Here is a 25,216-nt window from a genome sequence, read left to right as displayed (position 1 = left end):
CGTCTGCGTCGGCCCCCCGCGGGGCCCCGACTACTTCTGTGCCTCCGATGGAGGCGGTTCGTGGTGGACGTGGATCTCGGCCCGAGGATCAGGAGTCCGGTTGATTCGGTGCACCGGGTGACAGGATGTGACTACCGCGTTGCTTCCTCGGGAGAGGTTGTCTCGAGAACCTCGTAGTCCGAACCATCATCTGGGCGGCGCTGGTAGTAGAACTTCGCGGCGAACACGAGGAGGATGAGCGTGCCGAGGGCCGTGATGAGGCCGATGGCGACGTCCTGGCAGTAGCCGAGAACCAGGTAGCCAATGATGGACGCGATGGAGGTGATGATCGCGTATGGCATCTGGGTGATGATGTGGTCGAACGCGTCGACCTGGGAACCGATGGAGGACATGATCGTCGTGTCCGACAGGGGAGAGGTGTGCTCACCGAAGACGCAACCTGGGAGGACGGCGCCGACGACGGGGATGAGGAACCAGGGATCGATGTTGACGAAGATTTCCGCGCCAATCGGGATCATGAGGCCCGCGGTGCCGAGGGTGGAGCCCATGGCATAGGACATGAAGGCCGAGAAGACGAACAGGACGAGGGGGAGGAGAGCGACGGGGAAGTTGTTGGTCTCGATGACACCAGCCAGGTATGCGCCAACGCCCGTTCCCTTCATGACCTCGGCGGTCACGATAGCGAGGTAGAGAATGATGGCGGACTGGAGGATGCTGAGAACACCGGTGCCGGCGCTCTTCGCAGCAGCTCCGAGGCTAACCTTCTTCGCTGCGGACATGATGGCCGAAACGATCATGGCGACAATCGTGCCGTAGACGAGGGAGAGGACGATGTCGGTGGACTGGAGGAAGCTCGAGACCGTGATCGGGCCCTCGGCGTTCTGGTTTGCGATGACGAAGGACATGTCGACGGTGACGCCGAGGAGGGTGAAGATCGGGACCATGAGATCGGCGATGGTGCCACGGGGTGCTCCGTGATCGATATCGACAGCATTCTCCGACTCCGCGGCAATCCTCATGCGGTGCGACTTGGAGGCGTCGAACAGGATGCCCTTGTCGCGTGCGAGGCGCTCGTGCTTGCCCATGGTGCCCAGATTGAGGCCGGTGATGGCAACGATGAAGACGAGGATGATCGTCAGGATGTTGTAGTAGTTCATCGGGATGGCCTGAATGAAGGCGGAGAACGCCTGGTTCGTGTTCATGCCGATCGAGTCGTACGTACGGGAGATGATCGCGATGGTCATGCCGGCGATGGCGGAGATCGGGACCATGAGAGCGTACGGCGCGGAGGACGAGTGGACCAGGTAGGCCAGCTTCGAGTGGGAAACCCGGTGCTTGTCGGTCAGGGAGCGCAGCACGTTGGCGCGGAGCAGACAGGAGAAGCCGTCCGAGAAGAAGGTAAGGAAGCCGACGAACAGCACAGCAAGCTGGGCCTTGCGGGGAGTGTTTGCGTGGACGTAGGCCCAATCCGCGAAGGCTGAGACACCGCCCGATACTCGCAGCATCGACGAGAGTGCGCCGACAAGGAGCGTGAACGTGAGGATCTTCCACTCACCCGTGAGCACGTCCCACATCCAGCCGCCAGCGGCCTCGGCCGCATTCAGCGGGTTCCAGTCAGCGTAGAGAAGCGAACCGAGGATGATGCCGATGATGAGGGAGGGGACGAGGCGCTTGGTGGTCAGCAGGAGAATGATGACCACAATTGGCGCTATGAGTGAATAAGCGGTTTCAACCATGGTGATTCCTTTGAAGGTCAGAGGGCCCGCAACGTCGCGGTGCCAGTAGTGCTGTGGCGAGAAAAAAGCGAAAATCGTTATTGAGCGACAGGGGTGGTCGCAAGAAGGGCGTGTCAGGTGGTCCTGAATATGGGTGGAGTGAAGTGACCGTGTGGGTGGCCGCATCCTCGCGGCCACCGCGTGACGTAATGAAAGTGGCTAGAGCCAGGCAGGAAGAGTTGGCAGCTCTCCGGTGGAGGTTTCAACGCCGTCCGTTGATCGTCCTGCCAGCCAGGCCGTGAGGTTCGCGAGGGAACCGGTGACCGTCACCGAATCGCCCGTGCCGGAGATGGTCCAGCGTTCCCGCGAATCCGTTGGGGCAATAGTGAGAGCAGGCTGATGGCCTGCTGCACTGCGCTTGCCAACGATGTCGGTCGCGAGGGCAACCAGGAAGTCCTCCGCCAGGTCCGCAAACGTCAGTCCAGTTCCGAGATCCACGGAATGAACCATGACCTCGCGGGTCCTCATCCACGGGGTTTCGGACGCGGGGACAAGGCGGCCCTGCGCGGTGCGCACCTCAACCTGCCACTCCTCGTCGCTCAGGAAATCCCAGGCCTCCGTGAGCGCAACGGCGGAGCTTTCGAAGCTCTCGATGAGAGCCTCCGGAGTCTTGGTCACGCTCGCCTCAATATCAGCGTTACGCTGGCTGGGGGAGGAGTACATGGGGGTTTCGACACCGGTGGATGCCCAGGTGGCAAGGTTGGCGATGGCCTCGGCGTTCTTGCCGACATGGCCCACGAGATGCTTGATCGACCATCCCGGGAGCACCGAGGGGGCGGTGAAGGCCTCGTCGCTCGTGCCCAGTCTCTGGAGTTCAGCACTGAATAGTTTCGTGCCCTCTTCCGCCCATCGCAGCGAGTCGGCGAGTGTCCTGCTCATTCCGACACCATCGTGTTCGTGAGGGAACCGATGCCCTCGATCGTGCACGTGACCGTCTCTCCGACCTGGAGGAAGCGGGGTGGCTTACGGGCGTGGCCCACGCCCCCGGGGGTACCAGTCGCGTATGAGGTCGCCTGGGTTTAGTCGAATCATTGTTGAAACGTAGCGAACGAGAGCAACCGGATCGAAGAGAAGGTCCCCCGTGTTCGCGGATTGAACGGTTTCACCATCGATCGAGGCGGAGATGGTGAGCTCGGGGCGCACACCTCCGGGAAGCTCGTCCGGAGTCGCCATGACGGGACCAACCGGGGTGGAGGAATCCCAGTTTTTGCCCTGAAGCCATTCCCTCGTGCGGAACTGCCAGTCGCGTGCCGTCACGTCATTCATGACGGTGAAGCCTGTGATGGCATTCGTAGCCTCCTCTTCGGAGGCGCGGCGCACGGTAGAGCCGAGCACGATGACGAGCTCCGATTCCCAGTCCCACTGGGTGGTTTCCGCGGGATGCGGAATGTCGTCCGTGGCACCCACGAGGGTGTCCGCGAACTTCGAGAACAGGGTGGGGTACTCGGGCAGGTCCCGTCCCATCTCGAGAATGTGGTTGCGGTAGTTGAGGCCAACGCACAGGACCTTGCTCGGGCGAGGTACGAGAGTCTCCCAGGTGGCATCGGCGATGTCGCGGGTGGGACCGTCCGACGAGGCAAGGTCAGACCAAGAATCCAGGTTCAGCAGTTCACCGACGTCGCCAGCGTCGAGTTCGACAACCGTGTCGCCCTCGACGCGAACGGCCCGCGTTCCGCCATCTACTCGGATTGTTCCGATGAGCATGTGCTCTCCATTTCTTCCCAATGTGTGACCGTGGCGTTGACCATCAGCGTTGATATGTCGCGCGCCACTGCGCTTGGTTACCCTTCATGACCTAGATTCTTGAGAGGAGATAATTAATTCTGCATAGCAGAATGTTCCAATTCGAATGGAAGAAGGACCCCATGCCAGGCAACTCAGTTCCAGGTAAGGCAAAGCCGCCTTACGCCATCAATAGCGTTGACGTGGCCCTACAGCTTGCCGCCCTCATCCAGCTCGAGGGCAGCATGACCACGAAGCGGGCCGCGGAGCGTCTCAATATTGCCCAATCCACCGCGCACCGCATGCTCGCCATGCTCGTGTACCGCGACTTCGCGATCAAGGATGGTCACACCTATCGGGTTGGTCCGATTCTGAAGAACGGAACGACCTCAAACACTCTCGTGTCCCTCCTCCGGGAGGCCGCCGCGATCCCCATGACGGGTCTTGACGACCAGTTCGACGAAACAACGACGCTCGTTATTAGGTCCGGCACGACCGTGCGCATCGTCGCAGAGGTCGAATGCAGCCATCAGCTGCGGGTGGGTCACAGGACGGGTATGGCGGCACCGGCGCACGAGACTCCGTCCGGCATCCTGCTTCTTTCCCTGCTGACCGATGATGAGTTGCGAGGCCTGTACGCGTTCGAGGGCGATAGCGAGGAGCTGTCAGTGGACTCGACCGAGATTCGCGCCAGGATCCAGAAGGCGCGCGAAAAGGGCTTCGTTGTCGACAACGGCATCTACTCCAAGGGCGTCGCAGTGGTCGCGTTCCCCGTCATGTACCCCATGGGTTCGCCGCTTGCAGCGTTGAGCATTGCCATGCCCTCCAGCAGGTATCGCCCTGAGGAACTCGGCCCCATGGTCGCGGGACTGCGCTCAGCGGCCCGTCAGATCGAACTCGAGCTGCTCCTCAACGCCAGGCGCCAAGAAGTTGGCCACATCAACGAGTCTGACGTCCGCGAACAACTCGTCGTCTGAACAATAGTCATCGAACGAGTGCCCGTCCGAAGAGCCGTCTGCGGAGTGATTGGCTGACGAGTCGTCGGCTAGCGAGAATTCGGAGTCCGCATGCGACAGAAGCTCGTGCAATAGAAACGCGCGTGGCAGAAACGGGTGCGACAGAAACGGGTGCGATAAAAGTGCAGGAGGTGGGGTGTCCCGATTGGGGCCGCCCCACCTCCTGTTTGGATGGATTCTGTTGGAATCCATCCAACGTGGAATTTGTTAGATAGAGAAATTGATTAGATCTCGAACGCGAGAGCGTAGGCGTCGTTGACGGCGTCACCGACCTTTCGGGGTGCCACGCAGTCACCAACGGTCAGGACCTGGGCGCCCAGTGCCTCACCGAGTTCCTTGGCCGGCTTCAGTCCGAAGGCGGTGATGACGGTGTCGGCCTCAAGCTCGACGGTGCCCTCTGCGGTTTGGGCGGTGATGCGGTCCGTGCGGATTGCCTTGACGGTGGTGCCGGTCAGGATCGTGACGTCGTGCTGGTCGAGTTCGCGCAGGAGCGAGGTACGGTTGAGCATGAGCATGTCGCGAGCAACCTCGTCCGCCATCTCAACAACCGTGACCTCGTGACCTTCCTGGGCAAGTTCGAGGGCCGCGTCGGCACCGGACAGGCCACCACCGCACACGATGACGCGCTTGCCGATCTCGACACCCTTGTGGAAGGCCAGAACGTCCACGCCGTTCTCGGCTCCCTCGATCGAGGACGGTACGAACGGGTGAGAGCCGGCCGCGACTACGACAACGTCGGCGCCCTCCAACTCGGGTCCACCAGGCTTCACCTCGTGGTTGAGCTCGATCGTGACGTTGTCGATCATGGCGATCTGGCGTTCCCACCACCCGATCATCTTGAACAGCTCACGCTTGAACTCGGGAGTCGCGGCAGGCAGAAGTACGCCACCAACGCGCTCTTCTCTGTCGTATACCGTGACGGTGTGGCCGCGCAGGCCCGCGACGCGAGCGAACTCGAGTCCGGCGGGACCGGCACCGATGACGACGATGTTCTTCGGGTTATTTGTTGGGGTGATGATGCGTTCTGCCTCGTAGCCAACCTCGGGGTTGACGGCGCAGCCGATGGCTTTGCCGAAGAAGGCGTTGCCGGTGCACAGCTGGTTGCAACGGATGCAGGGGCGGATGTCGTCGGCGCGTCCCTCGCGCAGCTTGTTGACCAGGTCGGGATCGGCAATGAGGCCGCGACCAATCACAATGAGGTCGGCTTCGCCGCGTTCGAGGATCTTCTCACCGTTCGCGGGCGTGATGTTGCCACAGGCGCCAACGGGGATCGTGGCAATGGACTTCACTCGGGCAGCTGCGGAAGTCATGCAGTCGTCACCCAAGTAGTAGGGCGGGAACACGTAGTCCATGGCCTCGTACGAGCCATCGTCGCAGAGGATCATGTCGAGGCCGCCGGCCTCGAGTGCGCCAATGAGGTGCTGGGTCTCCTCCCAGGTGCGGCCACCCTCGAAACGGTGGTCGACGGAGATGCGGAAGGAGGTCGTCACTCCCGGCGCGTTCTCCTTGATGGCCTGCAGGCATTCAACTGCGAAGCGGGCGCGGTTCTCGGGGGAACCACCGTACTGGTCGGTCCTGCGGTTCCAGACCTCAGACATGAACTGGTCAATCAGGTAACCGGTGTGACCGTGAAGGTCGATGACGTCGAAGCCGGCCTCGTAGGCGCGGCGTGCCGCCTCACCCGTGCGCTTGACGATGATCTCAATCTCTTCAGTGGTGAGAGCGCGACACTTGCGGGAGGGGTCGAAGAAGTAGGTGTTGTCTGAGGAGGAAACTGGCTCCATCCCCATCTCGTCGTAGTACTGGTTGTTGCGACCAAGACCGGCGGTCAGCTGAAGGCCGGCGAGACCGCCCTGGGCGTGAACGGCATCGGCAATGCCCTTGAGGCCGGCCGTGTATTCATCGGTGTCGGCGCGAGCAAGGCCCGGTGCGATGGGCTCGAGGTCGGACTGCAGGAAGGTCACGCCAGTGAGCACGAGGGCGGTGCCGCCGCGTGCTCGAGCACCGTAGTACGCGGCTTCGCGAGGAGTAGAACGACCATCCTCCGTTCCCATTTCGGTACCCATGGGGGCGAGGATCACGCGGTTCGGTAGCGTCATGTTGCCAACCTTGATCGGTGAAAGAATCTTGTCGTATTGCACTGGCGATTGCGTTGTTACAGTCATGTTTCCTCCTCGTTTTGGATCTAACCGTTTCCACGATTGAATACACGACAATCTTCGCAAATCCAACGCTCAGAACTCCGGGACCAAGGTCGCCAAATCTGGTGTTCCTACCTGGTAGTGAGGCAAATATGCTGGAAGCAAACTCCTCCTGAGTGCGGTGTTTTCGCACATATGTGGAATGCGTTTCAAGGCAGGGTTTATGAGGCCAAGATTCAAGTCAAAACCGCAGGTGCGTTTTATTTCAGTAAAGAAATGTGATGGGATCAAGACCCCTCCGAGAGGCGCGGTGTTGGCAACTAGTGCAGTGTTGCTGTAACCATCCTGAATCAACGGGAGCCTGGACAAAAAGTAAGTAAGGAGCCTTCTAGCAGTGGCAACGCAGTTCGAATGACAGTGGCAACGTAGCCCGAAGATTCGTCAGGGCAATGCCGAACGATCAGGCTGTCCTCTTGATCGAAATCTGGCTGAGGCTGGCGCATTGTGCGGCAACCGCAGCCAGTACGAGTTTCTACTCGTCCTCGTCGGCTGCGAGCCAGTCTCGAACTTCTGCCCGCCACTTCGACTTCGAGTGCTCTGAGGCGAGAGACGCATCGATGGAGGAGAGCGCCATCTCGGCCAGTTGGCGGTCTGAGGCTCCAAGGTCGCGTGCGATCCGGTACTGGTCGGTGAGGCGGGAGAGGAACAGGAGCGGGTCATCCGCGGATAGTGCGATCTGGGCACCGGACTCGAAGATCTGCTGCAGGGGAACCGAGTGCTCATCGGGATAGACGCCAAGGGAGACGTTGGAGGCGGGGCAGACCTCGAGCGCAATCCCAGCATCCACGATTCGCTCCAGCAGATCCGGGTCCTCCGCGGCGCGCACGCCGTGGCCGATCCTCGTGGGCTTGAGGTGGGCGACGACTTCGCGCAGGTGATCGGGGCCGAGGAGCTCGCCGCCGTGGGGCATTGCGGCAAGGCCGCCCCTGCGGGCGATGTTGAAGGCGGGAGCCCACTCCGAGGTGGTGCCCCTTCGCTCATCGTTCGACAGCCCGAAACCGATGACGTCACCGGGCTGATCGCCAGCAAACTTCGTGGCAAGCCTCGCCAGGGTTCTGGCATCGAGCGGGTGCTTCATGCGGGAGGCGGCAACAATGACCGCGACCTCTACTCCCGTGACCTTGCTGGACTCGCGTGCCTCGTCGACCACGATCTCGAGGGCGGGTGTGAGGCCGCCAACGAACGGCGCGTAGGAGGTGGGGTCAACCTGGATCTCGAGCCTGCGGGAACCTTCACGAGCATCGTCTTCCGCGGCTTCGCGGATGATGCGGCGCATGACATCTTCCGTGTTCACGACCTTGCGGGCTGCGTCGTAGGCGCGCTGGAATCGGAACCAGCCACGCTGGTCGGCGGGCACGGACAGCGCGATGTTGTCGACGATGTTGGCGGGGAGGCGAACTCCCTGATCGTCCGCTATCTGCCGTAGCGTCGGAACCCGCATCGACCCGGTAAAGTGGAGATGCAGGTGTACCTTCGGTAGTTTGTCCAAATCGCGCACAAGCTCAATCTGCCAAAGGTTAGGCGCCCGTGCAAACACACTCACCGAGCACAGCGAGAGAAAGTTGGGGACAATAGCCACATGAGCATTACTGATCAGGCCCTTCGGGAAGCTCGGGAGGTTGAGCTTCTCACTGGCAACGAGGCTGGTGACATGCTGAGTGCCGCTTTGGCTAGTGCGGGCATCGTGCGGTCCTGGAAGGTGCATTCCGTGCACCACCGACCCGGTGCAGGTGTCACCGTGGGGTACACCGTCCAGATCGAGGGCCCCCGAACATCAGACGTGCTCGTGCCCGGAGGGAACCTGGCAGACGAATACATTTGCGCGACGACCGGCCGGGTCTCCCAGCCGCCCTCGGATGTGCTGGTGCGGATCGATGGACCTCAGGGCATCGTTGCTCACGTGTGGCGTCACCCGAACGACCCGGAGCTCCCAGCCCTCAAGACCGCATGCGAATCCGGTGCCATGAGCAGGCTCGTTGGACAGCGGGTCAAGCTCGAGCTCCTGTCCTACCGCCCCACCCGCAGGGGCGTGCTCCGAGTGAACTTCCCGGACCGCACCCGTGCCTACGCCAAGGTCGTGCGTCCCGCCCACGCCCATTCCCTCGTCAAGCGCCACAACATGCTGGTCAACGCTGGGATCCCCGCACCCCGGGTGCTTCAGAACACCCCGGACGGGCTCGTCCTCATCAGCTCGGGGGAGGGCGAACCGCTCGCGAACCTCCTCTCACGCGGCATGGGCCAGAACACCGAGAAGGTGCTAAACACCCTGCTCGACCTCCTCGAGAAGCTTCCGGCCGAGGCCGCAAATCTCACCCGCAGGCCAGCCTGGTCGGAGCGTGCCGACCACTACGGCAACGCCGCAAGCACGGTTCTTCCTCAGCATCGAGCCCGCATCGAACTCCTGACCAATGGGGTCAACTACCTCATGGCCAACTCCGATCCCGGCCCCGTTGTTGCCACCCACGGCGACTTCTACGAGGCGAATATTTTGATGGACGGGAGGAACCACGCCGTGTCCTCCCTCATCGATGTCGACTCTCTTGGCCCCGGATATCGGGTCGATGACCTTGGGTGCCTCCTCGGGCACATCTCGGTCCTGCCCTACCTTGCTCCCCACGCCTACCCTCACGTTCCTTTTGAACTAGAGGAGTGGACACGGATCTGCGAGCAACGAGTTGATCCTGTCGCACTCGTGGCGCGCTGTGCAGGCGTGACGCTATCGCTGATCGCAGGAGCCCGCAGGGAGGATGGCAGGGAGTGGCTGAGCGACGCAGAGGGCAGGCTCGCCGCAGCTGAGCAGTGGGTCGCCCGCGGCTACGGGCACCTCGCACGCCGCAACAGGATTGCCGCCAACCCACCCCGCTAAGTGGGCGCTTTGGCTGATCGAGTAGAGACTGACCAGAGATCGACCACAATGGACCCATCGAGTCGGGGTTAGTCATTCAGCTGAGTCAATCGAGTTTGGCCATGTTCGCGTGAATAAGTGTGGTGGGTGCATAGCTCAAGCTATGCACCCACCACTTCTTCTCACTCTCTGGTTCGAGACCTCGTCGATCCGCTTACAACAGGACTCGGCTGAGATCTCTAACCATCGGAATCGGAGGAGCCGGACGCGGCGACATCGACCGGGTTGGTGAAGAGCTCCGGAATGAAGTCCGTCATATCCTCCTCAATGAAGGGGATGGCGGAGTTGGCGAAGGTGGCGCTCAGGTGGTTCGCGTCGCGAAGGACCGACACGTTTCCGACAATGCCGAAGCATTCGGTTTCATTACACGTGTACTTGCTCGTATCAAACATGCGGACGTTCTCGGGTGAGTACGGGACGCCGTTAGCGTCGATGTCGGGATCGTAGAACATCTCGCGCGGTTGCCCGCACTCATTGACCTGGTCGCCAACAGAGGCAGCAAGGCATTCCGCGATGTCGTCGGTGCGGTATAGATTTTCGCGGAACAGGTAGACCGGGATCCCCATATCTTCGACCGCGGTGATGGCCTCAATCATGCCGTCCGTGATCTGCTCGGGGTCGTTACCCAAACGGGAGGTTCCGGTTGTGATGACGAGGTCAGGCTGGCGTTCCTCAATGACGTCGAGCATGCTGTCGTTCCACTTTTCACAACTGCCTGTCACGAGGAGTCCTGCGCTGTTCACCTCAGGGTCCTGCGTGAACACGCAACCCGACTTCTCGTACAGGACGAGATCCCAACCGTAGCGCTCCGCGAGATCCCCGATGGGATCGGACCACTGTCCGGTGTGGGAGGATCCGACCATGATGACAAGCGGACCCTCGTTGGCGGTGGGGTGCTCGCACGCGATCGTTGATGAGGACGTGGTGCGCTGAATGCATTCGTTCTCGAGGTGGACTTCGATGTTCCAGCCGTAGTCGTTTCGGCCGATGCTGCGATCCGGAAGATACTGCATGGGCTCGATCTCGACATAGTCGGGCGCCACCATGGCGCCGGCACCGGGATGGTCGGCGAGGGTCATCGAATCACGGTACGAGTCGATCGCGTCGTTCAGCTTCGTGTTCGACGTGGCGATGGCACCGGTCGCAAGCAGGGCGGAGACCACGCCTGTCGCGACACCCGTAGCAAGAGCACGGCGGGGGTGCGGGAAGGCGAAACTCCAGTTCGCGACCCTGTCCTCGAAGATGTACTTACCAAGTGCACCAGCAATGAAGGAAGCGGCGATGACTGCGATTCCGGTGGGGAGATCCACGCGTTCGAGACCTGTGACCTGAAGGGCGAAGATGAGGAACGGCCAGTGCCACAGGTACAGGGAGTACGAGATATCACCGACCTTCTGGAAAGGCCAAGTGACGAGCAGACGGTCAGCGCCCCACGATGTCCTTGTCTCTCCAGCGGCGAGCACGAGGCAGATGCCGAGAATGGGCCAGAGGGCCGCCGGACCGGGGAACAGGTTTGCGCCGTCCACGACGAAACCACAGGAAACGATGAGCCCGAGGCCGACCCACGACATAATGCCGCGAACCCAACGCGAGATCTTCAGGTCCGACACGATAAGTCCGAGGATGCCGGGGAGAGTGAGTTCCCAGGCCCTGGACGCGGTCGAGAAGTAGGCGGAAGCCTGCGACGTCGACGTATCAATAGTGGCCCACCAGAAGGAGGCGATCGTGAGAAGGGAGAGAACGGCGATGAGCGCGCCCTTCTTTGAACGGCCCGCCTTCACCGCAAGGAACGCAACGAGCATGACCACGAACGTCATGGCGACGTGGAACTGACCCTGAATGGAGGTGGACCAGATGTGCTGAAGAGGGGAGGTTTCGGGACCGGCTGCCTCGTACTCGAGCTGCGAGTTCACGAGTTCCCAGTTCTCGTAGAAGAGAATCGAGGCGCGCAGCTCCGAGAAGAGCTGTGGCTGTTCGGATAGGGGAATGAGGTAGGTGCCGGCAATACCCACAAAGAGTGCGACGGGGAGGAGCGGGATGAGGAGCCTGCGAATCAGTCCGGAGAAGCGGGCCGCCAAGCCGATGTACCAGCCATCTCCCGTGCGACGCATGAGGCTCGGGATGGCGAGGAATCCGGTGATGGCAAGGAAGACATCGATGCCGCCCGAGACGGTTCCATTGCCGATGATGTGAAACATCACCACGAGGAAAATAGCTAAGCCCCGAACTCCATGAAGCTCGGGACGAAACTTTCGGGTGTCCTTGAAGGCACCCCGGACCTGGGTGTTGCTCTCACTCACCCAATCAGGATAGCCCGGGCCGTATGGGACTATCTCCGGCTATGTGCGTTATTCGGCTCACTTAGCCGATAACCCATGTTCCTGATCGTAGTAATCCAATCGTTTCCGATCTTGCGCCGAAGGTAGCGAACGTAAACGTCGACAACGTTCGAGTTCGGATCGAAATCGTAGCCCCACACCCGGTCAAGGAGCTGTTCACGGGAGAGAACCTGGCCCGGGTGGTTAAGGAACGCCTCGAGTAGGGCGAACTCCCGGGCAGACAGGTCAACGACAGTTCCGGCAAGGGTGACCTGGTGGCGGGGGAGATCCATGACGAGGTCACCGACTTGCAGAACGTTGGCCTCGGCGGCAGGTGTCGCTGTTTCCGCGCGCAGGCGGAGCCGCACCCGGGCGAGCAGTTCCTCGAACCGGAACGGCTTGGCCATGTAGTCATCGGCGCCGGACTCGAGGCCCTGGACGGTGTCGCCTACGGAGGAACGGGCGGTGAGGATGATGACTGGGGTTGCAACCCCCTGACCTCTCATGCTCTCCAGCACCTGATAACCATCAATGTCGGGTAGGCCGATGTCCAAGATGATGAGGTCGTAACCACCCGTCAGTGCGTGGTTCAGACCGTCGGTGCCGGTTGCGGCAACGGCTGGCAGATGTCCGGCAGCTTTCAGTCCCTTTGACACGAACGACGAGATGCCGGCCTCGTCCTCCACGATCAAAATGTTCGCCATCAGATCTCCTCGTTCGGAATAACAATGGTAAAGGTCGAGCCATGCCCTGGGGTGGATTCCAGGTCAACGCGTCCCCCGTGGGACGAGGCGATTGCGGCAACGATGGGGAGTCCAAGTCCCGCGCCCTCGACGGCGGTGTTGGCGCGACCAAAGCGTTCGAAGATGTGGGATCGTCGCTCCGCGCTGACGCCGATGCCCTGGTCCTTGACCCAGAGCCGCACCTCTTTCCCGATGGACAGGCCGATGGAAATGAGCGTTCCTTCGGGCGAGAATTTGACGGCATTGGCCGCCAACTGCACCATCGCCTGCGTCATCCGCTGCTCGTCGACGGCAATGATGTCCTCGATGCGGGAGTCGAGCTGTCACCTGTGCTTCTGGCTGATGGGCTGAACGAGCTCGAAGATCCGGTCAATGAACGGGCCAGCGTCGACCGGGTGCTTGGTGACGAAGTCGGGGCGCTCAGCCTTGGCGAGCAGGACGAGGTCGTCGGCGAGGCGATGCATGCGGTCGAGCTCATCGAGCGCAAGACTGCGTACGGCACTGACGTCCTCAGGATCCGACACGTCCATGAGTTCCAGGTGACCGCGAACGATCGTGATCGGGGTGCGCAGCTCGTGCCCAGCGTCGTCCAGGAGTTTGAGCTGGGAATCGAAGGCATCCTGGATGCGATCGAGCATGAGGTTGAAGGTGTTGGCCATGTCCGCGAGATCATCGTTCGACTCGACCTCGAGGCGAGCATCAAGATCGGTCTCGCTGATGCGGCTCGCGGTCTCCCGGAGTTCACGGATGGGGCGCAGGAGCTCACCCGAGATCAACCAGGAGGCACCGAACAGGACGGCGAGGCAGATGAGGGCGGCAATAACGTAGATTCTGAACGTCTCTGTGAGCTGCGCGGTTTCGGCGTTGTAGTCGTAGGCAACGGCGTACGCACCCTCACCCATGTTTCCCAGGGTGACCGGCATGAGTGAGTACCGGTAGGTCGAGGTTGAGGTCTCCACGGTGCGGGTCTCACCCTCCGTGGCCCCACGCAACGCCGTGACACGTTCGCCGAGGACCTCCATGAGCTCCTCGTCCGCGACCATGTCCAGCCCACCCGGCTGCGTCCATGCCGGCCTCGTGCCCACGTAACCAACCATGCCCTCGGAGTCTTCCGGAACACGGTGGCTCAGAACGTCCTGCATGAGATCCGAGAGGTTATCGAACCGTCCCGAATCGTAGGCCTCGACCGCCTCCGCGGAGAACTCCTCCATCGCGATCTGCAGTTGCTGATTGATGCGATCGTCAATGTGATTTCGTTGGACGGTGTAGAAGGTAATGCCGACAACGGTCAGGGTCACAAGCGTCAACAAGAGCACGGTTGTTACGATGCGCGTACGCACCGACCATCGAGGCATCTTCAGTCGCATAACCATCCCTTCTGAAATGATTATGCAGAAGATTTATGAGCAGAAGATGAGAAAACGGGCTCGCGATCAGATTGTCTCAGCGAGAAGACCGCCACGGCGTGGTCAGGTAAGAAAGTGCAGAGGAGCGCACTTTGCTGAACGTCGAGAGAGACGGGACTGAGATAAGCAGGGACTGAGATAAGGTTCGGGCCCGGGTGCACATGGCAGCCGGGCCCGAATGATCACACGATCTTAGTGAATGATCGCAAGAGCTCAGTGAAAGTTCAGGAGATCCTAGTTGTTGAGGAGCTTCTGGATGCGGCCAACGCCTTCCAGGATGTCATCATCGGACATCGCGTAGCTCATACGGACGTAACCGGAGGGGCCGAATGCCTCACCGGGAACAACAGCGACCTCCGCCTCTTCGAGAATGATCTCTGCGAGTTCAGCGGAGGTGGTGGGAACGCGGCCCGCGATTTCGCGGCCGAGAACGTTCTCCACCGAGGGGTACACGTAGAACGCACCCTGCGGGGTGGGGACCTCGAAGCCGTTCACCTTGCGCAGTTCAGCAACGATGAGCTTGCGGCGTCGATCGAAAGCCTCACGGAACTCAGTAACCGAGGACTGATCGCCGGTCAGGGCCTGGAGAGCGGCAGCCTGGCTGACGTTCGCAACATTGGAGGTGAGGTGGGACTGCAGGTTGGTTGCGGCCTTGATGATGTCGGCGGGGCCGTACATCCAACCCACGCGCCATCCGGTCATGGCGTAGGTCTTGGCGACACCGTTGAGGACGAGGGTCAGGTTCGCGAGCTCGGGAACCTCATGGAGAAGGTAGGAGTTCTCGAGACCGTCGTAGATGAGGTGCTCGTAAATTTCGTCCGTGATAACCCAGATGCCGTGCTCGAGGGCCCATTCGCCGATCTCGCGGACCTGCTCCTTCGAGTAGAGAGCACCGGTCGGGTTCGAGGGGGAGCAGAAGAGCAGGACCTTGGTGCGCTCGGTGCGTGCTGCCTCGAGCTGCTCAACGGTGACCTTGTACTCCTGGTCGGCACCGGCGAACACCTCGACGGGGACACCGCCAGCGAGGCGGATGGCCTCGGGGTAGGTGGTCCAGTAGGGAGCCGGCAGAATGACCTCATCGCCCTCATCGACCAGGGCTGCGAATGCCTGATAGACGGCCTGCTTGCCACCGTTGGTGACGAGCACGTTGTTCGGATCAACCTCGACGCCGGAATCGGCGAGGGTCTTCTCGGCGATGGCCTGACGAAGAGCCGGCTGTCCCTTGGCGGGGGAGTAGCGGTGGTTGGCGGGGACGCTGGCTGCCTTGATCGCTGCCTCGACAATGTGGTCGGGGGTAGCGAAGTCGGGTTCGCCAGCACCGAAGCCGATCACGGGACGTCCAGCTGCCTTGAGCGCCTTAGCCTTGGCGTCAACAGCGAGGGTTGCAGATTCTTTGAGTGCGCCAAGTCGCGCTGAAACGCGGCGCGCAGGGGATTGAGTATTCACGGTTCCTATCCTTCCATGTCTGGTTCGCGATGTCTGTGCCAATATTCCGGCTGGTCACCATATGAACAGGACAAATCGCCCACACCCCAGGTTTGTTCCTTCCCAACGCGAGTGCAAACTGAATCGAAAACTGGGTCGAAGACGCCGAAAGCTGGGTCGAGTTCTGAATAAAGAACTCGTGAACTGTCAGCCAATTGAGGGTTGGAGCGGAATCGGTTCAGGGAGGTTGGTGCGGGAATTGGTGAGGGAGGGGCTTCAATGCGTCTCGTGGCAAATGTGACGTTGCGATCAGTGTGCGCAAGCCGGTCAGGGAGCGGCGCGAATGGTGGATAGACTTATTCAGCAGTCACGGATCTCGTGATGCTCACCACGGAGGCCAACGCTGGTTCGACATCGATGGATGAGCATATTAATGTTTATCAAGGCGTGAGAACGTTCACTGGCTATCTAAGCCCCAAGAGGGCATAATAGACAAGGCTTTCTCAGTCGTAGGGCAGTGGCGCAATTGGTAGCGCATCGGTCTCCAAAACCGACGGTTGTGGGTTCGAGTCCCGCCTGCCCTGCCAGAGAGGGCGGCTCTTCGGAGCCGCCCTCTTTATCCCAACTATGGAAGGATAGACGCGTGAGCAACGCACCTACCCAAGCCGGAGACGGTTCACGCTCGCCCAAGTCCGAGAAGAAGCTCGGCCTGTGGGCGCGAATTCGTCTGTTCTTCCGCCAGATCATTGGAGAGCTGAAAAAGGTCGTCACGCCGACCCGCAAGGAACTGGGTAGCCTGTTCCTCACGGTGACGGTCTTCGTCATCATTGTGATGGCGATCGTCACGTTGCTTGACGTCCTTTTTGGTGAGTTAGCATTCTTGATCTTCGGCTAAGAAAGTAGGAAATCGTGTCGCAGGATGAGTCCACTGAGATGGCACCCGAGGGTACGCCAGAGAACGTCGAGGAGACCTCGGCTCTGTTGGAGACCCTCGGCGCTGACGTCGCAGAAGACGCTGCCACCGACGCTCCCGCTGAGGAAGCCGCTGCTCCCGTCGAGAAGTCTGACGACGATCCCACGTCCGCCGCAGCGATCCGCAAGAGGCTGAAGGGCCTTCCCGGTCGCTGGTACGTTCTTCACACGTACGCGGGCTACGAGAAGCGCGTCAAGCAGAACATTGAAATCCGCACTAAGTCGATGAACATGGAAGACCGCATCTTCCAGGTCGAGGTGCCGATGGAAGAAGTCTTTGAAGTCAAGCGCGGTGAGCGTAAGCTCGTTAACCGCGTACGCATGCCAGGCTATGCGCTCGTTCGCATGGACATGGATAACGACGCATGGCGGACCGTTCAGGAAACCCAGGGCGTCACCGGATTCGTCGGTAACGGCCGCGACCCGGTTGCTCTCACCGAGCCCGAGGTCATCAAGATGCTGACCCCGGTCGTTGAGGCCGAGGTTGCGAAGGAGCTCCGCTCCCAGGGCAAGCCCACCAAGGGCGCACCCGCCACGATCTCCGTCGAGTTCGAGGTTGGCGAGAACGTCATTCTCACGACCGAACCATGGGTGGGCATGCCGGCCACCATCGACGCTGTCGATGCAGTTAACCAGCGCCTCACGGTGCTCATGACACTTGTCGGCCAGGAAACCCCGGTCGATCTGTCCTTCAACCAGGTCAAGAAGGCCGACTAGAAGGAAACCAGGGCGTTACCCTCTGCCATTGGGTTTCGCCACATCACAAGAAATAAGGATCATCATGCCTCCCAAGAAGAAGGTTGCTGGCCTGATCAAGCTCCAGATTCAGGCTGGCGCAGCGACCCCGGCACCGCCCATCGGTCCGGCTCTCGGTCAGCACGGCGTCAACATCATGGAGTTCTGCAAGGCTTACAACGCCGCAACAGAATCTCAGCGTGGAAACGTCATTCCCGTTGAAATCACCGTGTACGAGGATCGCTCGTTCACGTTCATCACGAAGACCCCTCCCGCAGCTGAACTCATCAAGAAGGCAGCTGGCGTGAAGAAGGCCTCCGCAACCCCGCACACCGTCAAGGTCGGTAACCTGACCAAGGAACAGGTTCGCGAGATTGCAGAGATGAAGATGCCCGACCTTAATGCAAACGACATCGAGGCCGCATCCGCCATCATCGCAGGCACCGCCCGCTCCATGGGCATCACGACCGACTAATTGGTCACCCCCAAAATCAACAGCCGCACACGCGGCATGTGGAAGGGCCTGCGCAGGTCCGCTAACCACACCTGCTAAGGAGAAAAGCAGCAATGGCAAAGCGCTCAAAGAACTACAAGAGGTCAGCTGAAAAGATTCACGCTGGCGAAATCTACACGCCGCTCCAGGCCATGAACCTCGCCAAGGAGACATCAACTGTCAAGTTTGATGCCACCGTCGAGGTCGTGTTCCGACTCGGTGTTGATCCCCGTAAGGCTGACCAGATGGTCCGCGGCACGGTCAACCTGCCTCACGGCACCGGTAAGACCGCCCGCGTCATCGTGTTCGCCCAGGGCGACCGCGCACAGCAGGCACTTGATGCTGGCGCAGACGAGGTCGGCGCAGACGACCTGATCGAGAAGGTTGCTGGCGGCTGGACCGACTTCGATTCGGCAGTGGCAACCCCGGACCTCATGGGCAAGGTCGGCCGTCTCGGCCGCGTGCTTGGCCCCCGTGGTCTCATGCCGAACCCCAAGACCGGCACGGTCACCATGGACGTTGCCAAGGCAGTGTCCGACATCAAGGGTGGACGTATCGAGTTCCGCGTCGACAAGCACGGCAACCTCGCCTTCATCGTCGGCAAGACCTCGTTCTCGACCGAACAGCTCGTTGAGAACTACGCCGCAGCTCAGGAAGAGATCCTTCGTCTCAAGCCGTCCTCCGCAAAGGGCCGCTACATCTCGAAGGCAACCGTCTCGACCACCATGGGCCCAGGCATCCCGCTCGACGCCACCAAGACCAAGTCCCTGCTTGAGGACTAGTCCTGTCCGGTAAAACGGTTTCCGCCCCCGACCACACGGTCGGGGGCTCCCGTTTGCCCGAATGGGGCGTTGCTCTGCTCCTGGCAGTGGCTTCGCTCCTGTGGTCCGTGATCGCGATCAGCGCCTCCCCGGGGCTGTCGCGGTACGACGAGTGGACCTACATCGATTACTCATACCAGGTCTCGAACGGCATCATTCCCATCCAAGGCGATGACCTGTCGGAGTACGCAAGGCAGGCATGGAGTTGTCGCGGCATGGAGGGGGATATTCGCGGCGTTGTCCCTCCGCCCTGCGATGAGATTGCCGGTCACCCGGTGACCGACTGGCCCTTTGAGGGCGAAAACTACAATACGTTCCACCCACCCCTCTATTTTGCGTTCGCGGGAGGATTGGGCAAGGCGCTCGATGCCTTCGGCGTTGACTTCACCGACGGTGCCCGCATCGCCTCCGCGATCCTCGGAGCTGCCGGTGCCGCCTGCCTCTATCTCGCGATCCGTTCCTGGGGCGTGGGCAGAAGAAACTCGGCGGGTGCCACGCTCATAGCCATGAGCGCGCCCGCTCTCGCGCAAGCCTCCGCCATCGTCCACAACGATGCGATCAGCATGCTGGCTGGTGCCGCGGCGGTGTGGCTGGCGGCCAGGATCTTCAAGCACCAAAACCACGGGTGGGTGCTTCCGCTTGTACTCACTGCTCTCATCTCGGCTACCCGAACCATGTCGGTCGTTGCCGTTCTCGCGGTTGGCATCCTCGCCGGCATTGTCGCCCTCATCCAGGACGAGAAGTGGAAGAAGCTGAAGCCAGCCCTCGGCATTGCCCTCGGTACAGCGCTTCCCTACGTGCTGTGGACGGAGTTCCAGAACTCCCGCAGGCCAGCCGACTACGTTCCCTCGATCACCGGACTGTCAACGGAGCCGTTCGAGATCGGCGATTCCCTCGCGGTGCTTAACACGATCGTCGGTGGGGGAGCACCCTGGGGCCTCACCTCACCAGCCGGTGACTGGTATCTTCACCCGGATCTGAACTCGGGGCTGCTGGAGGGCTGGAGTTGGATTCTTTACTTTGCTTTCCTGCTTCTCCTGCCCATCGCCCTCTACGTGGCGATCAAGAACAGGGGCGCAGTTCGTTACCTCGCCATCCTGATCATCGCGTTACCCGTCGTAACGGCACTGGTCGTGCAGGGCCGCGAAATCCTCTCCAACGAGGCTTACTTCCGCGCCATCTCCGGACGTTACGCCATTACGGCTGTACCCATGTACGCGGCCTTCATTGGTGTGCTATTTGAGCGCGTCAAGAACGGCTGGATTCTCTTCGGAATCGGCCTGGTTGGTTACGCGGCTCTTCTGCTTTCGCCGCTCGTCTGACCCCAGCCGAGGGGCTTCAAGGTGGTCGCGTCAGTTAGCGACTGAGTCCTTCCTTCTGCCACACCTGCTTGAGTCCCTCTCGTACGGGGAGAAGGCCGGTGACGAGGGACAGGGCAAGTGGGCCAAGAAGGAGGGACGTGAATCCAGTGACGGGCTGTGACCGGTTCCCAAGCCTTGCTGATCGCGCCGCGAGTATGGCGGTGCCGGCTCCGACGAACGATAGAGACGTCGCAAAGACCGAACGAGAGAGGGCATCGTGACGTTCCTTCGCCAAACCTGCCCAAGCGGCAGCTCCTCCCGAAAGCAACAGGCCGGGAAGCAAGGCCGAGGCGTTGCTCGTGGGTTTCCTCGGGCGGAACCTGTAGTCCCAACCCGAGGGAAGCTGGCCGGATGAACGGGACAGGGCTACAGCGCTTGCGATCACGGTGATGATGGCACCTGCGGCGGGCAGAGCCTTCGTCAGCGCGAGTGCCCGCTCCGGGATCGCTTCGATGACGTCCTCATCCATGTCATCAGGCCGCAGCCAACCAAGCTTGACCGCCACTGCACCCAGGTTCAGATCCCAGCCGAGACCAACGACTCGCGGAACAAAGAGGGCGGGGTTCATGGGATCCCATACCCGGCTGTACCTCGGTGCCTTCTTCTCGGCGGTTTCTGAGGCAGAAGCGGACAGAGCGTACACGACCGGGTCGCCGAGATCATCGGGTGATACGCCAAGATCAAGGATGTCCTTGAGGTCAGCCAGGATCTGTTCCCGGTCCGTAGCGCCGTGGGGGAGAGCGGTCTGCACTGCCTGGTAGAAGTCGTCGGGGCTCATGATTGTCCTTCGTTCATCAAGTCGGTCATGGAAGTAACGAGATCACTCCATGTCTGTGACAGGTTGGCCAGGTGCTTCGTACCGGCCGGGGTGAGCTGGTAGTACTTGCGGGGCGGTCCCGACGGCGACTCCTGCCAGGTCGTTTCGACGTAACCGGCTGTACTCAGCCTTGTGAGAAGCGGATAGATTGTGCCGGCACCGGAGTCGAGACCCTTGCGGGAACTGAGATCGCTGATGATCTCCCCGCCGTACCTTGCCCCACCACCAAGAAGCGTCAAAATGGCGAGCTCAAGCACCCCTCGCCTCAGCTGTGAATCCTTCGGAGTCATACTATGCCTTACCTAGTACTATGCAATACATAGTAGCTAGTCGCCACGGTCCTGTCGAGAGTTTTAAAGAAACATGTTCAGGGTTCAGAATTCAGGGATCAGGGTTCCGGGCTTCGTGTGCCCTGTCCTGTGTCTGGTGAGAGGGATAGCATGCCTTAGAGCGTGGCTCCCGGCATGGCCTGTTGATAGAGTTTCTAGGTCTTGCTGGGTGCTTTCGTCCACCTAGTTCGAGTGCGGGATAGGGTTGCGTGAGTCGTCGCGCACATTTCGACCCAAGCACTTGGCGATCCAGGTGAGATCGCATAACCTTATATCTGCCGAAGACCGCCGGTCACCCGTGAGCCAGACGGGGTGAAATTCGTAAAGAAGCCAGCGCAGGTGAGTATTGAGCTTTCATGCCTCGTGCCGCCTGCACGGGGCATTTTTATTGAGTTTTTGATTTGGCGGCAATAATTGGAAGGAGGCCCTATGGCAAGGCCGAACAAGAGCGAAGCGATTGCCGAGCTCGTGGACCTGTTCCGCGAGTCCAGTGGCGCACTGCTGACCGAGTACCGCGGACTCACCGTGGAGCAGCTGAAGGAACTTCGGCGCGCCATGGGCGACAACGCCGAGTACAAGGTTGCGAAGAACACGCTCGCCAAGATTGCCGCGAAGGAAGCGGGCGTCGAGGGCCTCGATGAGGAACTCGTCGGACCTACCGCTATTGCTTTCGTCAAGGGCGACATCGCCCAGGTAGCCAAGGCACTGCGTGACTTCGCAAAGGAAAACGACAAGCTCGTGATCAAGTCCGGTGTTCTCGAAGGGGCTCTCGTTCCCGCAGAGGACGTCGCAAAGCTTGCAAACCTCGAGTCTCGCGAAGTACTTCTCGCCAAGGCTGCTGGTGCCCTCAAGGCATCGCTGTTCAAGGCTGCTTACGTTCTCCAGGCGCCGGTCACCAAGACCGTGCGCACCGTCGATGCCCTGCGCGAGAAGCAGGAATCCGCTGCCTAAGGGCGGCACCTACAAGAATCTGCTCGCGTAGCAGGAAGGAAGGAAGGCTAGCATGGCTAAGCTCACCCCCGAAGAGCTCATTGAGGCTTTCAAGGAGCTCACCCTCGTAGAGCTCAACGACTTCGTTAAGAAGTTCGAAGAGGAATTTGAAGTTACCGCTGCTGCTCCCGTTGCTGCTGTTGCAGCCGGTGGCGCTGTTGCAGCCGGTGGCGAAGCTGCTGCTGAGGAAGAGAAGTCGGACTTCGATGTCGTCCTCGAGGCAGTTGGCGACAAGAAGGTTGCTGTCATTAAGGAAGTTCGCGCGCTCACCTCGCTCGGCCTTAAGGAAGCAAAGGATCTCGTTGACTCCGCACCCAAGGCTGTCCTTGAGGGCGTTGACAAGGAGGCCGCAGACAAGGCCAAGGAGCAGCTCGAGGCTGCTGGCGCGACTGTCGTCCTCAAGTAACTTCTGAACTCGCAAGAGTTAGAGTTTCTGAATGTCGGGAGAGGGAAACCTCTCCCGACATTCGTTTATCCTCACGCCGATGCACTCAGTACTCGAATACTTCTCCAGGGAGGGAACCAGAGGCTATCACGACGGGAATTCGGACGGGTCCGCTCCTAGTGGAACGGGCCTGGTTCTCTATTTTGAAGGTTCAGCAGACGGTTGAGTTTGTGTGTTGCTCAGTTCAGATCTCCGCGGTCACGGATGATGGTCATGGCGCGTACGCGGTCGATGATCTTCATGTAGGGGAGAGGGTCGAGTCCGTTCTCTTCGATGTAGTCGGTTAGGCAGTCCGAGACGACGCTGAGCAGCTCCCTCTTCGTCCACGGCTTAGCCATGTAGTAGTCGAGATTTGCTGCGTTGACTGCTCTGATCGTGTCGGCGAGATCAGCCTGACCGGTCACGAGCACCTTCCTGGTCTTTTCGGTGCGATTGTCGCCCATCATGTCGACAAGGAACTCCACTCCCGTTGTGCCCGGCATGCGGTGGTCGCAGAGCGCCACGGCGAGGGTGTCGCCGTCGCGATCGATCTCGTCAATGACCTCCCACGCATCTTCCACATCGGAGGCAACCTCGACGCGAATCGTTCCCGCGACCCCAATGAGGTCTCGTTCGAGAGCGTCCCGAACCTCTGGTTCGTCGTCAAGAATAAGCAGTGACAGTGTCATGGTCCCTCCCTGGGTAGATCAACCGTTGCAACGGTTCCAGTCGGGTACGAATCGAGGCTGATTCGGCCGCTGTGGCGTTCAACGATGTTCTTGGCAATCGTGAGGCCAAGCCCCATGCCAAACTGAACTCGACCTGACTTGGTCGTAAATCGTGGTTCGAAGATGTGCTCGAGGAGCTCCGGTGGGATCCCGGATCCGTTGTCCTCGATCGTGACGCGAACCCAGTTCTCATCGAGCTTCGATGTTGTGATTGTGAGTGCCCCAGTACCGGAGTCAGTCACGGCGTCGGCAGCGTTCGTTAAGAGATTGGTCCACACCTGGGAGAGCTGCGCGGGATGACAGGTTATGGGCCCGATGTCGCCGTAATCCCGGGAAATTTCAATGGTCTTGAGCCTGTGTGACAGCAAGCGAAGCGTGTCGTCGATGTTGACGTTGATGTCGATGTCGGCGAGTGGATCCCCATCTGGGCGAGCATAGGACCGGAGCGAATCGACGAGGGAATTGATTCTCGTTGAGGCGGACTTGAGGTTCCGCAGTCCCGTTCCCAGGCTTGCTGAGGACTCGATAATGTCGAGCAGGTCCGTTCTGCCCCTGGGGACACGAGAAAGCGTTCCTTCGTCCACGCCCGCCAAGATCAGGCGCGATGCTCGCTCGGGATCCCCGGTCATGTCGCCGTACGTTTTCTTGAGTCTGCGCGCCTCGCGGGTGGAGAGAGGAGCGGAGGTCAGGGCAGAGTTGAGGGCCGCTTGGGCCGTCTCGGAGCCCTTACCCAGGTGGCTCATGAGCTCACCGATGTCCTCGTGGAGATGATCGGAGGTGCGGGTGATGGCGGCGATGGGGTTGTTGACCTCGTGAGCGATCCCTGAGGCAAGCTCACCCAGGGTTGCGAACCGTGCCTGCGACATGAGTTCGGCGCGGGCCTCCTCGAGAGCCCGGTAGGTCTCTTGCAGTTCGCGCTGCTCGGACTCGAGCCGTGCCGTCAGCTCCACCTTCTCAAGCTGAATGTCCTCCGCTCTTCGTAGCCTTCTATCGAGGGAACGGATGAGGAGAACAACGATGAGGAGCTCGATCTCCGGCCGCGTCGTGATGACGTGGTTGAGTTGCTCGAAGGTGAGGCGTATGCCGGTGACTTCTGTTGTTGTGCGGGACGTGAAGAAGGAGGTCCTCTGGTCGGTGAGGGAGAGCAGGCCAATGATCCGGCCCGTGCTCGCGTGGTGCATAAGAACGTTGCCGGCGTGGGATTCCCGCTCAAGAGAGACCTGACCCGAGAGGCACAGCATGGCCTCCTCGGCAATCGTGCCCTCGCGGGTGATCCGCACTCCCGGTGGCAGGACGATCCTCGGCTGGTAGCCCAGGCACTCATCCACCCCGGCGACGATCATGTCCATGATCTCGTCGTCGCTACCGGGGAGGGCAAACACGAAGGATTCGCGCTCGTCCTCCTCGAACATGGGAAGGTTGGCTCGCTGGCAGTACCGGTTGACCTGATTCTCCATGTCCGACCGTAGTCGCTCGTCTGAGATGTCTTCGAACATGACGAGGTCGAGCCTGCCCTGATCGATCAGGTTCTGTGCCCCGGTTAGGTTCTTTTCGCCCGTGAGTACGATCGAGCGGGTGAACTGCCTGCCGACCAATAGGGGCATCATGATCTCGTCTGCCACGTCGCCCTCGCTCAAGCAGAGGAGAATGAAGGCGAGATATGAGGGACTTTCCTTATGGAGAATCTCCTGGGCCCGGGTGAAATTGCTGGCGTGGTGGATGATCCAGGTTGGAAAGGACTCGCGCAGGAGCACGGCCGTATTGTTGGCGGCTGAGCTCGCGCCAACAATGAGACCCTGTAGCTCCATTGCGAATCCTTCCGTTCGTTACTGAGAGGTTAAACCAAACCCATGAGTTGCCACAGAGGCGGCATCGCGAAGATGAGGAGCAGGGTTGCTCCAAGGCCCACGATGACACCGACGATCGCCAAGTTCTTCACCGACACCTCGCCGGTCGAGTAGGCAATCGCGTTCGGGGGAGTCGAGATCGGCAGGGACATGCCGAACGAGCAGGCAATCGCAACAACAATGGCGAG

General features: G+C 60.6%; 25 protein-coding genes and 1 tRNA gene. 10 read left to right on the top strand and 16 right to left on the bottom strand.

The window, feature by feature from the left end; translation table 11 throughout:
- Window positions 1-131: 131 nt before the first annotated feature.
- From QMB98_RS05790 to QMB98_RS05775, 4 genes are all read right to left on the bottom strand, one after another.
- Complete coding sequence (locus tag QMB98_RS05790) at window positions 132-1,736, bottom strand: Na+/H+ antiporter NhaC family protein (RefSeq protein ID WP_371684733.1); 1,605 nt, start codon at window positions 1,734-1,736, stop codon at window positions 132-134.
- A 198-nt stretch (window positions 1,737-1,934) separates the two neighbouring features.
- Window positions 1,935-2,654: a maleylpyruvate isomerase family mycothiol-dependent enzyme gene (locus tag QMB98_RS05785; RefSeq protein ID WP_371684732.1), complete on the bottom strand. Its 720-nt coding sequence runs from the start codon at window positions 2,652-2,654 to the stop codon at window positions 1,935-1,937.
- Window positions 2,651-2,755, bottom strand: coding sequence for a hypothetical protein (locus tag QMB98_RS05780; protein WP_371684731.1), 105 nt, complete (start codon window positions 2,753-2,755; stop codon window positions 2,651-2,653). The genes QMB98_RS05785 and QMB98_RS05780 overlap by 4 nt, the downstream gene beginning before the upstream one ends.
- Window positions 2,739-3,479 (bottom strand): fumarylacetoacetate hydrolase family protein, encoded by a 741-nt coding sequence (locus tag QMB98_RS05775; protein WP_371684730.1) that lies wholly within the window; start codon window positions 3,477-3,479, stop codon window positions 2,739-2,741. Before QMB98_RS05775 ends, QMB98_RS05780 begins: the two co-directional genes overlap by 17 nt.
- 131 nt (window positions 3,480-3,610) lie before the next feature.
- Between QMB98_RS05775 and QMB98_RS05770 the strand changes: the two genes are divergently transcribed.
- Window positions 3,611-4,474, top strand: a complete 864-nt coding sequence (locus tag QMB98_RS05770; protein ID WP_371684729.1) for an IclR family transcriptional regulator — start codon at window positions 3,611-3,613, stop codon at window positions 4,472-4,474.
- Between the two features lie 263 nt (window positions 4,475-4,737).
- On the opposite strand, the gene QMB98_RS05765 is transcribed toward QMB98_RS05770, so the two are convergent.
- Window positions 4,738-6,678 (bottom strand): FAD-dependent oxidoreductase, encoded by a 1,941-nt coding sequence (locus tag QMB98_RS05765; RefSeq protein ID WP_371684728.1) that lies wholly within the window; start codon window positions 6,676-6,678, stop codon window positions 4,738-4,740.
- Between the two features lie 508 nt (window positions 6,679-7,186).
- A complete protein-coding gene (locus QMB98_RS05760) occupies window positions 7,187-8,212 on the bottom strand; it encodes an adenosine deaminase (RefSeq protein WP_371684727.1) in 1,026 nt (341 codons plus the stop codon).
- 81 nt (window positions 8,213-8,293) lie between these two features.
- Here QMB98_RS05760 and QMB98_RS05755 point away from each other — a divergent pair, with 81 nt between their 5' ends.
- Entirely contained in the window at window positions 8,294-9,580 is a 1,287-nt protein-coding gene (locus QMB98_RS05755; protein ID WP_371684726.1) for a phosphotransferase, read from the top strand.
- 218 nt (window positions 9,581-9,798) lie between these two features.
- Here QMB98_RS05755 and QMB98_RS05750 read toward each other — a convergent pair whose 3' ends face one another.
- From QMB98_RS05750 to QMB98_RS05730, 5 genes are all read right to left on the bottom strand, one after another.
- Window positions 9,799-11,919, bottom strand: a complete 2,121-nt coding sequence (locus tag QMB98_RS05750) for an acyltransferase family protein (RefSeq protein WP_371684725.1) — start codon at window positions 11,917-11,919, stop codon at window positions 9,799-9,801.
- A 29-nt stretch (window positions 11,920-11,948) separates the two neighbouring features.
- A complete protein-coding gene (locus QMB98_RS05745) occupies window positions 11,949-12,641 on the bottom strand; it encodes a response regulator transcription factor (RefSeq protein WP_371684724.1) in 693 nt (230 codons plus the stop codon).
- Entirely contained in the window at window positions 12,641-12,955 is a 315-nt protein-coding gene (locus QMB98_RS05740) for a sensor histidine kinase (protein WP_371684723.1), read from the bottom strand. The genes QMB98_RS05745 and QMB98_RS05740 overlap by 1 nt, the downstream gene beginning before the upstream one ends.
- A 48-nt stretch (window positions 12,956-13,003) precedes the next feature.
- Complete coding sequence (locus QMB98_RS05735; RefSeq protein ID WP_371684722.1) at window positions 13,004-13,996, bottom strand: HAMP domain-containing protein; 993 nt, start codon at window positions 13,994-13,996, stop codon at window positions 13,004-13,006.
- A gap of 324 nt (window positions 13,997-14,320) precedes the next feature.
- Complete coding sequence (locus tag QMB98_RS05730; RefSeq protein ID WP_371684760.1) at window positions 14,321-15,541, bottom strand: pyridoxal phosphate-dependent aminotransferase; 1,221 nt, start codon at window positions 15,539-15,541, stop codon at window positions 14,321-14,323.
- Between the two features lie 481 nt (window positions 15,542-16,022).
- On the opposite strand from QMB98_RS05730, the gene QMB98_RS05725 reads away from it, so the two are divergent.
- From QMB98_RS05725 to QMB98_RS05700, 6 genes are all read left to right on the top strand, one after another.
- Window positions 16,023-16,098, top strand: a tRNA-Trp gene (locus QMB98_RS05725).
- A 56-nt stretch (window positions 16,099-16,154) separates the two neighbouring features.
- Window positions 16,155-16,406: a preprotein translocase subunit SecE gene (gene secE, locus QMB98_RS05720; protein WP_371684721.1), complete on the top strand. Its 252-nt coding sequence runs from the start codon at window positions 16,155-16,157 to the stop codon at window positions 16,404-16,406.
- A 14-nt stretch (window positions 16,407-16,420) separates the two neighbouring features.
- Window positions 16,421-17,200: a transcription termination/antitermination protein NusG gene (gene nusG, locus QMB98_RS05715; RefSeq protein ID WP_371684720.1), complete on the top strand. Its 780-nt coding sequence runs from the start codon at window positions 16,421-16,423 to the stop codon at window positions 17,198-17,200.
- A 64-nt stretch (window positions 17,201-17,264) separates the two neighbouring features.
- Window positions 17,265-17,693 carry a 50S ribosomal protein L11 gene (gene rplK / locus QMB98_RS05710; protein ID WP_371684719.1) on the top strand — a complete coding sequence of 143 codons (429 nt, stop codon included), beginning with the start codon at window positions 17,265-17,267 and terminating at the stop codon, window positions 17,691-17,693.
- A gap of 92 nt (window positions 17,694-17,785) precedes the next feature.
- Entirely contained in the window at window positions 17,786-18,493 is a 708-nt protein-coding gene (gene rplA / locus QMB98_RS05705) for a 50S ribosomal protein L1 (RefSeq protein ID WP_371684718.1), read from the top strand.
- Window positions 18,494-18,579: 86 nt separating this feature from the next.
- Window positions 18,580-19,854, top strand: coding sequence for a glycosyltransferase family 39 protein (locus QMB98_RS05700; protein WP_371684717.1), 1,275 nt, complete (start codon window positions 18,580-18,582; stop codon window positions 19,852-19,854).
- 34 nt (window positions 19,855-19,888) lie between these two features.
- On the opposite strand, the gene QMB98_RS05695 is transcribed toward QMB98_RS05700, so the two are convergent.
- The gene (locus tag QMB98_RS05695) at window positions 19,889-20,671 is read right to left on the bottom strand and encodes a DUF5808 domain-containing protein (protein WP_371684716.1); all 783 of its coding nucleotides are present in this window, start codon (window positions 20,669-20,671) and stop codon (window positions 19,889-19,891) included.
- Window positions 20,668-21,000, bottom strand: a complete 333-nt coding sequence (locus tag QMB98_RS05690; protein WP_371684715.1) for a PadR family transcriptional regulator — start codon at window positions 20,998-21,000, stop codon at window positions 20,668-20,670. Before QMB98_RS05690 ends, QMB98_RS05695 begins: the two co-directional genes overlap by 4 nt.
- A 468-nt stretch (window positions 21,001-21,468) precedes the next feature.
- Between QMB98_RS05690 and rplJ the strand changes: the two genes are divergently transcribed.
- Together rplJ and rplL are read left to right on the top strand one after the other, a co-directional pair.
- The gene (gene rplJ / locus QMB98_RS05685; protein WP_371684714.1) at window positions 21,469-21,990 is read left to right on the top strand and encodes a 50S ribosomal protein L10; all 522 of its coding nucleotides are present in this window, start codon (window positions 21,469-21,471) and stop codon (window positions 21,988-21,990) included.
- 52 nt (window positions 21,991-22,042) lie between these two features.
- A complete protein-coding gene (gene rplL / locus QMB98_RS05680) occupies window positions 22,043-22,435 on the top strand; it encodes a 50S ribosomal protein L7/L12 (protein WP_371684713.1) in 393 nt (130 codons plus the stop codon).
- A 218-nt stretch (window positions 22,436-22,653) separates the two neighbouring features.
- Here the strand turns inward: rplL and QMB98_RS05675 are convergent, their stop codons facing one another.
- The 3 genes from QMB98_RS05675 to QMB98_RS05665 form a co-directional block, all read right to left on the bottom strand.
- A complete protein-coding gene (locus QMB98_RS05675; protein ID WP_371684712.1) occupies window positions 22,654-23,142 on the bottom strand; it encodes a response regulator in 489 nt (162 codons plus the stop codon).
- Window positions 23,139-24,989, bottom strand: coding sequence for a sensor histidine kinase (locus QMB98_RS05670; RefSeq protein ID WP_371684711.1), 1,851 nt, complete (start codon window positions 24,987-24,989; stop codon window positions 23,139-23,141). Before QMB98_RS05670 ends, QMB98_RS05675 begins: the two co-directional genes overlap by 4 nt.
- 29 nt (window positions 24,990-25,018) lie before the next feature.
- On the bottom strand, window positions 25,019-25,216 hold a 198-nt coding region (locus QMB98_RS05665; protein WP_371684710.1), incomplete at its 5' end, for an anion permease.

The sequence above is a fragment of the Flaviflexus sp. genome (assembly GCF_041440645.1).
In the GTDB taxonomy this organism is placed as follows: Bacteria; Actinomycetota; Actinomycetes; order Actinomycetales; family Actinomycetaceae; genus Flaviflexus.
This window is presented reverse-complemented; position numbering and strand designations above follow the sequence as displayed.